Source organism: Pseudactinotalea sp. HY158, from assembly GCF_009660225.1.
Lineage (GTDB): Bacteria > Actinomycetota > Actinomycetes > Actinomycetales > Beutenbergiaceae > HY158.
Genome location: NZ_CP045920.1, coordinates 1,543,782 through 1,555,484 on the forward strand (window position 1 = coordinate 1,543,782; position 11,703 = coordinate 1,555,484).

Sequence of the window (11,703 nt, forward strand, 5' to 3'; positions counted from 1 at the left end):
GGCTCATCGGCCGTTCGAACGGTCGCCGGGATGGTCCTCGCGGTGCCCGGCCGGGCGCGCGGGGTAGGCGTGCACGATCGCCCGCGACAGTCTTGGGACGGCGCCGCGGAGGTCCGCTTCCGCGCGGTGCGCGATCTCGTGCGCCGCGGACAGGCTCGCTCCGGCGTCGACGTCCACGTCGGCCTCGGCGCGGATCTCGTGACCGATCCACCGCATCCGGAGCCCGGGAACCGCGACGACGCCGGGGACGGCCAGCACGGTCGCCTCGGCCCGGTCGACCAGCTCGGGATCGATCCCGTCCATGAGCCGGCGGAGCACGTCGCGCCCGGCGGTGCGCAGCACGAGCAGGATCGCCACGGTGATGACCAGGCCGATGACCGGATCGGCCCAGGACCATCCGAGCGCCACCCCGCCGGCTCCGACGAGCACGGCGAGGGAGGTGTAGCCGTCGGTGCGGGCGTGGAGGCCGTCGGCCACGAGCGCGGCCGAGCCGATCGCCCGGCCCTCACGGATCCGGAACAGGGCCACGGCCTCGTTGCCGAGGAATCCGAAGAATCCGGCGGCGGCGACCCAACCGAGGTCCTGGACCGGGGCCGGGTGGAGCAGTCTCTCGACCGCCTGCCAGCCGGCCATGAGCGCGGACAGGGCGATCATCGCGACGACGACCAGGCCCGCGAGGTCCTCGGCGCGGCCGTAGCCGTGGGTGTAGCGTCGCGTGGCCGCCCGGCGGCCGAGCGCGAACGCGATCCACAGCGGTACCGCTGTCAGGGCATCGGAGAGGTTGTGGATCGTGTCGGCCAGGAGGGCGACCGATCCCGAGAACGAGACGATGACCAGCTGCGCGGCTGCGGTGAGGCCCAGCCCGGCGAGGCCGATCTTGACCGCGCGGATGCCGCGGGCACTCGATTCGATCGCCGGGTCGATCGAATCCGCGGCGTCGTGGGAGTGCGGCCGCAGCGCGTGGGCGAGTCGCCGCCGTCGACCGGCCCCGTGGTCGTCACCGTGACCGTGATCGTGACCGGACCCGTGGTTGGACCCGGTCGCACCCTCGGCGTGGCCAGGCGGGGCGGTCACCGCATGGCCTCTCGCCGGATCGCGGCGAGGTCGCGTGCCTCGGGGCGGTGGTGGGCGGGGACGCCGTCGGCCGCATGCTCGGCGTTGTGGACGGCGTCGCGCACCAGGTCTGCGACGTGCGCGTCGTCCACCCGGTAGAACACGAGGTTCCCCTCGCGGCGGGTCCGGACCATCCGAGCCATCCGCAACTTCGCCAGGTGCTGCGACACCGCCGGGCCGGACTTCCCGACCCGCCCGGCGAGGTCGCCGACCGACAGCTCCCCCTCCCGCAGGGCCCACAGCAGCCGGATCCGCGTGCCGTCGGCGAGCATCCGGAAGACCTCGACCGCGAACTCCACCTGTTCGTCCGGCAACTCGGCCTCGTCCGGCGACTCGACCACCTTAGTATCTGCGTCCATGCGCAGATACTAACCGGACCGGTGGTGCGGGCGCCATGCGCGCATGGGCCGTGACGGAGCCGGCTTCGGGCGCGGTTGCAGCGCCCAATAGGATGGGGGCGTCTCCAGCTCCCAAAGCAAAGGTGTTCAATGTCTGCCGCTATCCGCAAGGTCGCGCTGCTCACGGCCGGTGGCTTCGCGCCGTGCCTGTCCTCCGCCGTCGGCGGCCTGATCGAGCGCTACACCGAGAAGTACCCGGATGTCGAGATCATCGCCTACCAGTACGGCTACCACGGCCTGCTCACGGGCAACTCGGTCACGATCACCCCCGAGGCGCGCGCGAACGCCGCCCGGCTGCACGACTTCGGCGGCAGCCCGATCGGGAACTCCCGCGTGAAGCTGACCAATGCGAAGAACCTCGTCGAGCGCGGCCTCGTGCGCGAGGGCCAGGATCCGCTGCAGGTCGCGGCCGAGCAGCTGCGCGCCGACGGCGTCGACGTGCTCCACACCATCGGCGGCGACGACACGAACATCACCGCGGCGAGCCTGGCGGAGTATCTCGAGAACAACGGCCACCACCTCACGGTCGTGGGCCTGCCGAAGACGATCGACAACGACATCGTGCCGATCCGGCAGTCCCTCGGTGCCCAGACCGCCGCCGAGCAGGCCTCCGTCTACGCCCAGAACATCATCGGCGAGCACCGCTCCAACCCGCGGATGCTCATCGTGCACGAGGTCATGGGCCGGCACTGCGGCTGGCTCACCGCCGCCGCCGCGCGCGACTACCGCGACTGGCTCGAGACCCAGGAGTGGAACCCCGACCTGGGCCTGACCAAGGACCGCTGGGACGTCCACGCCGTGTTCCTGCCCGAGCTCGCCATCGACATGCACGCCGAGGCCGACCGGCTGCGCGGGATCATGGACGAGATCGGCAACGTGAACATCTTCCTGTCCGAGGGGGCGGGGGTGCCGGAGATCATCGCCGAGCTCGAGGCCGCCGGCGTCGAGGTGCAGCGGGACCCGTTCGGGCACGTCAAGCTCGACACGATCAACCCCGGCGCCTGGTTCGCCGACCGGTTCGCCCAGCTCATCGGCGCCGAGAAGACCATGGTGCAGAAGTCGGGCTACTTCTCCCGCTCGGCCAAGGCGAACGCGACCGACCTCGCCCTCATCGCGAGCATGGTCGAGGTGGCGGTCGAGGCCGCCGTCGCCGGCACCGCCGGGGTCGTCGGCCACGACGAGGAGCGGGGCGAGGAACTGCGGGTCATCGAGTTCCCGCGGATCGCCGGCGGAAAGGCCTTCGACATCGACGAGCCGTGGTTCACCGAGCTCCTCGCCGGGATCGGCCAGGCGCACGCCCCCGCCGCCGCCCACTGACGGCGACCGGCCGGTTCCGCGCGGGAACCGAAGCCGACCGCGTACGGACGGCGCCCCTCGCCCTGGCAGGGTGAGGGGCGCCGTCCGTACGCCGGACGATGGTCGGTGCCGCGTGGGTCAGCACCTATGCTGGAGGCGTGACCGTAGATTCTTCCTCCGAGGTGCTCGCCGGCCTGGACTCGTGGCGCGACCTGACCGCGCACCAGCAGCCCTCCTGGCCGGACGCCGGTGAACTCGCCCGCGTGAGCGTCGAGCTCTCCCAGCAGCCGCCGCTCGTGTTCGCCGGCGAGGCGGACCGACTGCGCGAGCGGATGGCGGCGGCGGGCCGCGGCGAGGCGTTCGTGCTCCAGGGCGGCGACTGCGCCGAGACCTTCGCCGAGCTCACGGCCGACAACATCCGCGACAAGGTCAAGACCATCCTGCAGATGGCGGTCGTGCTCACGTACGGCGCGTCGATGCCGATCGTCAAGATGGGCCGGATGGCGGGGCAGTTCGCGAAGCCGCGATCCTCCGACACCGAGACCCGCGACGGCCTCACCCTGCCGGCCTACCGCGGCGACATCATCAACGGGTTCGAGTTCACCCCCGAGGCCCGGATGCCCGACCCGCACCGGCTGCTCGAGGCCTACCGGAACTCGGCCTCGACCCTCAACCTCATCCGGGCGTTCACGCAGGGCGGCTTCGCCGACCTGCGGCAGGTGCACGAGTGGAACCGGGGCTTCATGGCCAACCGGTCCTACTCGGCCTATGACGCGTTCGCCCGCGAGATCGACCGGGCGATCCGGTTCATGCAGGCCGCCGGCGCCGACTTCGACGCCCTCAAGACCGTCGAGTTCTACTCCTCGCACGAGGGCCTGCTGCTCGACTACGAGCGCCCCCTGACCCGGGTCGACTCCCGCACCGGGGAGCCGTACGCGTGCTCCGGGCACTTCCTGTGGGTGGGGGAGCGGACCCGCCAGCTCGACGGCGCCCACGTCGAGTTCTTCTCGCGCGTGCGCAACCCGCTCGGGGTCAAGCTCGGCCCGACCACGACCGGCGCCGACGCGATCGCGCTCATGGACCGGCTCAACCCCGACGGCGAGCCCGGCCGGCTCACCTTCATCACGCGCATGGGTGCCGGCAGGATCCGCGACGTCCTGCCGACGCTCGTCGAGGAGGTCACGGCCGACGGCCGCCCGGTCACGTGGATCTGCGACCCGATGCACGGCAACGGCATCACCTCCGAGAACGGCTACAAGACCCGCCGGTTCAGCGACGTGATCGACGAGGTGCGCGGGTTCTTCGACGTGCACCGCTCCCTGGGCACCGTTCCCGGCGGGCTGCACGTCGAGCTCACCGGTGACGACGTGACCGAGGTGCTCGGCGGGACCGAGGCGATCGACGACCTCGGCCTCACGCGCAACTACACGACCCTCGTGGACCCCCGGCTCAACCACCAGCAGTCCCTCGAGATGGCCTTCCTGGTGGCGGAGATGCTCCGCGAAAGCTGAGCGATGCCCATTGTCCCCGGCGATCCCGGTGAGTCATCCCCGTGGGCGGGACGGCGCGTCCCGCCCGGGCAACGGGTGCAGGCCGAGGCGCCGATCATGCACTACGGGCCCGTGCCCAAGCCGGCGCGGCGGCCGTGGACCTTCACCGTGGGCGGGGCGACCCGCTCGGGGCGGGAGCGTGTCCTCGGCCTCGACGAGGTGCTCGCCCTGCCGGCGCTGGAGCGCGTGGCCGACATGCACTGCGCGACCCACTGGACCGTGCTCGACCAGCACTGGTCCGGGGTGAGTGCCGCCGCGATGGTCGCGCTCGCGCCGGCCGCGGAGGGGGTGACCTCCGCGCTCGTGTTCGCCGAGTTCGGCTACGCCGCGAACGTGCCCCTGGAGGAGCTCGCCTCGGGCGAGGCGATCCTCGCCACGCACCTGGACGGCGTCCCCCTGAGCCTCGAACGGGGCGCGCCGCTGCGCCTCGTCATTCCGCAGCTGTACACGTGGAAGGGGCCCAAGTGGCTCCGCGGCTGGAACTACCTGCGTCCGGGCGATCCGGATCTCGGGTTCTGGGAGGACCACGGCTATCACCGCCACGGCGGGGTGTGGCGGGAGGAACGCTACGACTATCAGGGGTGAGGCGGGGGAGCGCCGTCAGACGACCGTGAGCACGATGACGGTGTCGCGCGGCTTCATCTCGCCGGCGGCCACGGACTGCGACTGCACGAGGCCGAGCAGGCCGCCGAGGGCGTTGCTGCGCTCGACCTCGAAGCCCGCCTCCTCGAGGATCTCCTTCGCCGCCTCGAACCGCTTGCCGAAGACGCCGGGCACCTCGAACAGCTCGGGGCCCTGGGAGAGCACGACGGTCACCTCGTCGCCCTCGTGGCCCTCGCTGCCGGCCGCGGGCTCCTGGCTCAGTACGTTCCCGGCGGGGACGTCGTCGGAGAACTCCGCCTCCTCCGCCTCGACGTAGACGAGGCCCGTGTCCTCGAGGTCGGCGCGGGCCTCCTCGGCGGAGGAGCCCTCGACGTTGATGATCGTCACGGGCGCGGGCCCGCCGGAGAGGGTGAGCGCGAGCGCCTCGTCGTGGCGCAGGGACGTTCCCGGATCGGGTCCACCGGAGAGATAGCGGCCGGCCTCGACCTCGGTGCTCCAGTCCGACGCGAGCGTGAGCGCGCCGGCCTCGCCGTCCCAGCCGGCCTCGGCCAGGGCGGAGCGGATGCCCTCCTCGTCGAGCCCGGTGAGCTCGGGCATCTCGATCATGCGGATGCCGTCGGAGAGCACGAGCGTGACCTCGGCGTCCAGGAGGACGCGGGTGCCGGCCGACGGATCCGTGGTGATGACCCGGCCGCGGGCGACGTCGTCGGAATAGGCGCGCTCGGTCTCGCTGCGCAGGCCGGCGAGCTCGAGCGCGGAGGCCGCACTCGCCGCATCGCCGCCCGCGACCTCCGGGACGGTCGTGTACGCGCCGGGGCCGTGCTCGAAGTACCACCAGGCGCCGGCCCCGAGCGCCGCGACGAGGAGGAGCAGGAGGAGCACGAGGACCGGCCACCGCCGCCGCCGGCGGGGCAGCGCGGCGGTGTCCCCGGGGCCGGCGCCCGCGGACTCGGGGTTGACGGCCCCGATCGGGAGGGCGATCGTTCCGCCCCCCTCACGACCGTCGGCGAGGGCGAGGGTCGCGTCGTCCGCCGGCCCCTCGTCGCTGCCGGGGACGTCGGCGCGCACGGCGAGACTGTCGGCGTCGAGCCGACGGCGCAACTCGAGCGCGAGGTCGAGGGCGGCACCGGCGCCGGCCGGTCGATCGGCCGGGTCCCGGGCCGTGAGGGTCGCCACGAACTCGTCGACCTCACGGGGCAGCTCCGGCGCCTGCGAACTCGGCACCGGCAGGTCCTCGTGCACGTGCTGATAGGCGACCTGGATCGCGGTCTCGCCCTCGAAGGGCTGCCGGCCGGTGAGGAGCTCGTAGCACAGCACCCCGACGGCGTAGACGTCCGCGCGGGCATCCGCCCGGCCGTCGGTGATGATCTCCGGTGCCAGGTAGGCGACCGTGCCGAGCAGGGTGCCGGTGCTCGCGGCGGTCGCCTCGGTCGCGGCCCGGGCGAGGCCGAAGTCGGCGACCTTGATGCCGCCGACCCCGCCGGCACCCGCGTTCGTCGCGACGAGCACGTTCTCGGGCTTGATGTCGCGGTGCACGAACCCCGCCCGGTGGGCCGCCGCGAGGGCGTCGAGGATCGCGATCGTCACGTCGAGGGCGACGCCCACGCTCAACGCGCCCGCACGGCCGAGCAGTCGGCGAAGGTTCGTGCCCTCGACGTACTCCATCGTCAGGTAGGACGTCTCGCCCTCGCTGCCCTGGTCGAACACCTGGACGACGCCGGGGTGGGCGAGCCGGGCGGCCGCACGGGCCTCCCGCCGGAACCGGGCCGCGACGTCCGTGCCCTCCGCCAGGTGGGGGTGCATGAGTTTGAGCGCGACCTCGCGGTCGAGCCGGCGATCGCGGGCGCGATAGACCGTGGCCATCCCGCCGCGGGCGATCCTGGCGACGACCTCGTAGCGACCGTCGATCAGCCGGCCGATCAGAGGATCTGTCACAGTGGTCGCCACGTGCGCAGTCTACGGCGCCGCCCGGCGGGACTCCCGCCTCAGCCGAAGCGTGTCATGAGGCTCGTGACGTTGGCGACGTAGGAGCGGGTGTCCGAGGCCAGGCCGTACTTCTGCACCGACCCGAGCCCCTGGTAGTAGCCGCCGATCGCCTCGTCGGTGCTGTCGGCGTGGTCGGTGAGCCACTTGATGAAGCGCACCCCGGCGGTCACGTTGTCCCGGGCGTCGAGCAGGTTGAGCTCGCGTCCGACCATCCCGCCGATCCACGCGCCCGTGCTCGGGATCACCTGCATCGTGCCGATCGCGTTCGCGGGGGAGACCGCCCGCTGGTTGATCCCGGACTCCTGCTGGGCGATCGCCAGCGCGAGGGCCGGGTCCACGCCGTACTGGCGGGCGGTGGAACGGATGAGGTCGCGCAGCTGCGAACTCGAGGGCACGTTCATCGCCAGCAGGGCGTACTTGTTGTCGTTGGCGGCGCGCACGACGTCGTCCGGGTAGGTGTAGTGCAGGAACGTGTTCGGCACGAGCTGCGGTCGATCCGCGCCGGCCGGCGACGAGCCGGAGCCGCCGCCGGAGCCGGGGATCGTCAGGGTCTGACCGACGTAGATCGTGGCGGCGGAATTGAGGCCGTTCGCCTTGACGATCGCCGCGACGGTCGATCCGTAGCTGCGGGCCAGCGCCCCGACCGTGTCGCCGGAGACGACCTTGTGCCTGCCGGCCGACGAGGCTCCCGTGGAGGACGAGGACCCCGAGCCGCCCGAGGACGACGAGGACGGGGGCGCGGCGGTCGTCGAACCGCCCGCTGAGCCGGGGATCGTCAGGGTCTGACCGACGTAGATCATCGCCGCGGCGTTGAGCCGGTTCGCCCGGACGATCGCGCCGACGCTCGAGGAGTACCGGATCGCCAGCGCCCCGACGGTGTCGCCGGAGACGACCTTGTGCTTGGCGGTCGACGAGGCTCCCGTCGAGGGGGCGGACGTCGACGGCTTCTGGGCGGGCTGCCGGGGCGAGGTCGCCGGGGTGCTGCCGGCCGGGATCGTCAGCCGCTGACCGATGCGGATGAGGGCCGAACGATCGAGGTCGTTGGCGCGGACGATCGCGGGGACCGAGCTGCGGTAGGTCTTCGCGAGTGCCCAGACCGTGTCGCCGGCGACCACCCGGTGCGTGATCGTGCCCGGCTTCTTCGCGGTCGGCACGGCGCTCACGGCCCGGTTCGCGGCGGTCGGCGTCGTCGCCGTCGTCGGGGTCGTCGTCGGGGTGTGCTGCGGCGCCGAGCGAACGAAGGCCGGCGGGACGGACCGCGGCGCCTCGTGGGCGGGCGCCGCCGACGCGGGTGAGGCGTAGGTGAGCGAGACGGCCGTGGCGCCGATGATCGCGCCGGCCGCGGTCATGAGGGTCGTCCCGCGCGGAGTGGAGCGTTGGGCAGGGGTCCGTCGAGCAGCGGCGCGGGCCATGAGCACTCCTTACGAATGCGGCGACACGCCGCCGTTGGGCCGGGACGGGTGTGCCGAACGTGATGTATGAGACGGGTGTGACAGTAGTGGCTAACGAGAATGCGCACAACCCGTAGCCTGGGCCGGTGACCACAGCTGCGGAACTCCCGGACATGACCACGCCGACCTGGACGTCCGTCCCCGACGTCGCCGAGATGCTCGAGCTCCCGCTCCGGCGGGTGCGGACGCTCATCACGGATCGGGCCCTGCTCGCGATCCCGGTCGGCACCGAGGCGATCCGGTCCGTGCCCGCGCAGTTCCTGCTCCCCGCGGGTCACCCGAAGGGGCCGGCGCCGCTGCCCGCACTGCGGGGGACGATCATCGTGCTCGCCGACGCCGGGCTGACGGATCGGGAGATCGTCGACTGGCTCTTCGCCGAGCGGTCCGAACTCGGAGCGAGCCCGCTGGCGGCCCTGCACCAGGGCCGCACGACGACCGTGCGCAGGCTGGCCCAGACGGTCGGCTGAACGGTCGCCGGTGCCACGGTGGCCACCGGTGGCCCGGCGTGGGGGTCAGTGGGGGTCAGTGCGTGCGCGTGACCGCGGCGTCCGCGAGGTGCCGGAGCCGGGCGGCGTCCTCGGGGTCCGCCCCGAGCGCGTCGATCGCCGCCCTGCCGGTCGCCAGCCGCTCTGCGATGAGTTCCTCCACCTGGGCCTGCGCGCCCGTGTCCGTGAGGATCCGGCGGACGCGATCGACCTCGGCCGGCCCCAGGTCGGCCCGGCCGAGCGCCCGGCGGAGGGTGTCGCGCTCGGCGGGGCCCGCGAGCGTCATCCCGAGCGTCACGAGCACGGTCCGCTTGCCCTCACGCAGGTCGTCGCCCGCGGGCTTGCCGGTGACGTGCGGATCGCCGAAGACGCCGAGCACGTCGTCGCGGAGCTGGAAGGCCTCGCCGATCGGCAGGCCGACCGTGCCGATCGCGTCGGACTCGGCGGCGGAGGCCCCGGCCATGGCCGCGCCGAGGCGGAGCGGGTACTCCACCGAGTACCGTGCGGACTTGGAGCGGATGACCCGGCGGGCCCGGTCGAGCTCGACGGCGGGATCATCCGACCACGGCGCCGACTGCGCGTAGATGTCGAGGTATTGACCGATCGTGACCTCGGCCATCATGGTCTCGACCAGCGCGGCCGAGGAGGCGTACCGGGCGGGGTCGAGCAGGGCGATCGCGGCGTGCAGATCGGCGCTCGCCGCGACGAGCAGCAGGTCGCCCAGCAGAATCGCGCCCGCCGCACCGAAATGCTCCGGGTCGGAGATCATGCCGCGCTCCTCGTGCAGCGCGGTGAACCGCCGGTGGCTCGCGGGCAGGCCGCGGCGCGTGAGGGAGCCGTCCATGAGGTCGTCGTGGACGAGGGCGGCCAGCTGGAAGATCTCCAGGCCCGAGCCCGCCCGGACCTCGGCGGCGGCGAGTGGCTCGCCCGAGAACACGCGCCACCCGGCCGCCAGGAACGCGGCGCGGAGCCGCTTGCCGCGGGCGAGGAGGGGCGCCGACACGGTGAACAGGTCGTCGATCTCGCCGCCCACCCCGGCGAATCGATCGTGCGTCTCGGTCATGGTCGTGGCCACGCGTGCCGCCACGGCGGAACGAAGGTCATCCAGCCACACGGGCCCGTCCACGTCACTCACACCCCGCACTCTACGCGGCCGCGGGACCGCCGTCGGCCCGGCCCCGGAGGCCCTCCCTCCACAACGGACCCGCGATGCGTGCCGATCCACAGCCTCGGGGCCGGCCGAGACGCCGCCGGGGGCCGCCGTGATCGGCTGGGGCCATGATCGACACCGACGTCCACACCCTCGACCTCGACGACCCGGCCGAGGTCGTCGCCTACGTGCCCTACCGGCTCGGCTTCCGGCCCGAGAACTCCCTCGTCGTGCTCTCGGTGCGCCGACACGGCCCGGACCGCGTCGGCCTCGGCCTCGTCGCCCGAATGGATCTGGCGGACCTGGCCGATCCCCGGCTCGAGCGGACCCTGCTCTCGGAGATCACCGGTCACCTGAGCGCCGAGCACTGCGTGGCCGCCTGGCTCCTCGCCTACTGCGACCCGGCCGAGGCCGGCGAACCGGCGACGCTCGAGCGGGCCCGCCGCGTCCTGGCCCCGTGGCGGCGCGACCCGCGCACCTCGGCCGGCCGCTGCTACCTCGTCTCCGGCGCGCGCTGGTACTGCCTCGAGTGCACCCACGACCCGGCCTGCCCGCCGAACGGCCGCGGGCGGGGCGAACTCGACTCGACCGCGATCGCCGCGGCCATGGTCGTCCACGGCCACGGGGTCGCCCCACCCGCGCCGCCCTCGTGCGGGTGCGGGCCGACAGCGCCCCGGCGGCCTCCCGCGCCCAGGGGGCCTGCGCGGCCCGGGTCGAGGAACTCGCGCGGCAGTCGGGGGCGGGCCGGCGCTCCGCGTGGCGACGGCGCAGCGCCCGGGCCTGGGACGACGCCCTCGCGGAGGGGGCACCGGAACCGAGCCCGGCACGGTACGGCCTCCTGCTCGCCGGACTGACCGACCGGGCCGTGCGGGACGCCGTCGTGACCGCCGCCGCCGGCCGCTGCGGCGTCGAGGAGGCCCTCGCCCGGCCCGAGGCGGTCGACGCGGCCTTCGGTGCTGCGGAGCCGCCCGAGTCCGGCCCGATCGACCGGGCCGTGGCCCTCCTCGAGAACACGATCCGCCACTCGAGCGTCGAGTCCTCCCCGCCCGCCTGGACCGTCACCGCCTGGCTCGCGTGGTGGGTCGGCGACGGCGCGCGCTGCGACCTGCTCCTCGCGGAGGCCGAACGCGTCGACCCCGGCTATCGGCTGGCCGTGCTCCTGCGTCGAATGCTGGACGCGCGGATCCCACCGGGATGGGTCCGCGGCGTCGAGGAGGGCGAACGGCAGCCGTGACACCGCCCGGACCGCTAGGGTTTGGTCATCGAGACAAGGGAGCGTGCTCATGGCTGTCGTGGTCGGATTCCTCGCAAACAACGAAGGGCGTGCGGCGCTGCGGGGCGGCATCGCCGAGGCCGGGCTCCGCGGTGAGGACCTCGTGGTCCTCGTGTACCCGATCCAGGGACCGGAACCGGTCGACGTCTCCGCCACGGCGGCGGAGGCGAGGGCGACGCTGGCGGACGCGGGCGTGAGCGGCGACATCCGGGAACCGGTCCGCAGCGAGGACCTGGCCGAGGAACTCCTGCGCGTGGCCGAGACGAGCGACGCGAACCTCATCGTGATCGGGCTGCGTCGCCGCTCGCCCACGGGCAAGCTCATCCTCGGCTCGAACGCTCAGCGGATCCTGCTCGATTCGCCGACGCCGGTGCTCGCGGTCAAGCCCTGACGGGGAC

10 protein-coding genes and 1 pseudogene are annotated in these 11,703 nt (G+C 73.3%); 6 read left to right on the forward strand and 5 right to left on the reverse strand.

Annotated elements, in window-relative coordinates; all coding sequences use genetic code 11:
- Nucleotides 1–3: 3 nt before the first annotated feature.
- Both GCE65_RS06880 and GCE65_RS06885 read right to left on the reverse strand, forming a co-directional pair.
- Nucleotides 4–1,074, reverse strand: coding sequence for a cation diffusion facilitator family transporter (locus GCE65_RS06880; protein WP_153877860.1), 1,071 nt, complete (start codon nucleotides 1,072–1,074; stop codon nucleotides 4–6).
- The gene (locus GCE65_RS06885; RefSeq protein WP_153877861.1) at nucleotides 1,071–1,472 is read right to left on the reverse strand and encodes a metalloregulator ArsR/SmtB family transcription factor; all 402 of its coding nucleotides are present in this window, start codon (nucleotides 1,470–1,472) and stop codon (nucleotides 1,071–1,073) included. The genes GCE65_RS06880 and GCE65_RS06885 overlap by 4 nt, the downstream gene beginning before the upstream one ends.
- Nucleotides 1,473–1,601: 129 nt before the next feature.
- On the opposite strand from GCE65_RS06885, the gene GCE65_RS06890 reads away from it, so the two are divergent.
- From GCE65_RS06890 to GCE65_RS06900, 3 genes are all read left to right on the forward strand, one after another.
- Nucleotides 1,602–2,828 carry a pyrophosphate--fructose-6-phosphate 1-phosphotransferase gene (locus GCE65_RS06890; RefSeq protein ID WP_152818216.1) on the forward strand — a complete coding sequence of 409 codons (1,227 nt, stop codon included), beginning with the start codon at nucleotides 1,602–1,604 and terminating at the stop codon, nucleotides 2,826–2,828.
- Nucleotides 2,829–2,926: 98 nt separating this feature from the next.
- Nucleotides 2,927–4,318, forward strand: a complete 1,392-nt coding sequence (locus tag GCE65_RS06895; RefSeq protein WP_370460204.1) for a class II 3-deoxy-7-phosphoheptulonate synthase — start codon at nucleotides 2,927–2,929, stop codon at nucleotides 4,316–4,318.
- A gap of 3 nt (nucleotides 4,319–4,321) precedes the next feature.
- On the forward strand, nucleotides 4,322–4,942 hold the full coding sequence (locus GCE65_RS06900) for a molybdopterin-dependent oxidoreductase (protein WP_153877863.1): 621 nt from the start codon (nucleotides 4,322–4,324) through the stop codon (nucleotides 4,940–4,942).
- 15 nt (nucleotides 4,943–4,957) lie between these two features.
- On the opposite strand, the gene pknB is transcribed toward GCE65_RS06900, so the two are convergent.
- Both pknB and GCE65_RS06910 read right to left on the reverse strand, forming a co-directional pair.
- Nucleotides 4,958–6,907: a Stk1 family PASTA domain-containing Ser/Thr kinase gene (gene pknB, locus GCE65_RS06905; protein ID WP_153877864.1), complete on the reverse strand. Its 1,950-nt coding sequence runs from the start codon at nucleotides 6,905–6,907 to the stop codon at nucleotides 4,958–4,960.
- Between the two features lie 38 nt (nucleotides 6,908–6,945).
- Nucleotides 6,946–8,358, reverse strand: coding sequence for a LysM peptidoglycan-binding domain-containing protein (locus GCE65_RS06910; protein WP_153877865.1), 1,413 nt, complete (start codon nucleotides 8,356–8,358; stop codon nucleotides 6,946–6,948).
- A 125-nt stretch (nucleotides 8,359–8,483) separates the two neighbouring features.
- Here GCE65_RS06910 and GCE65_RS06915 point away from each other — a divergent pair, with 125 nt between their 5' ends.
- Nucleotides 8,484–8,864: an Rv2175c family DNA-binding protein gene (locus GCE65_RS06915; RefSeq protein WP_228760153.1), complete on the forward strand. Its 381-nt coding sequence runs from the start codon at nucleotides 8,484–8,486 to the stop codon at nucleotides 8,862–8,864.
- Nucleotides 8,865–8,919: 55 nt separating this feature from the next.
- Here the strand turns inward: GCE65_RS06915 and GCE65_RS06920 are convergent, their stop codons facing one another.
- Entirely contained in the window at nucleotides 8,920–10,017 is a 1,098-nt protein-coding gene (locus GCE65_RS06920) for a polyprenyl synthetase family protein (protein ID WP_228760154.1), read from the reverse strand.
- Between the two features lie 143 nt (nucleotides 10,018–10,160).
- Between GCE65_RS06920 and GCE65_RS06925 the strand changes: the two are divergent.
- A pseudogene (locus tag GCE65_RS06925) lies at nucleotides 10,161–11,266 on the forward strand (DUF4192 domain-containing protein).
- Between the two features lie 49 nt (nucleotides 11,267–11,315).
- Nucleotides 11,316–11,696 (forward strand): universal stress protein, encoded by a 381-nt coding sequence (locus GCE65_RS06935; protein WP_152818211.1) that lies wholly within the window; start codon nucleotides 11,316–11,318, stop codon nucleotides 11,694–11,696.
- Nucleotides 11,697–11,703 lie beyond the last annotated feature (7 nt).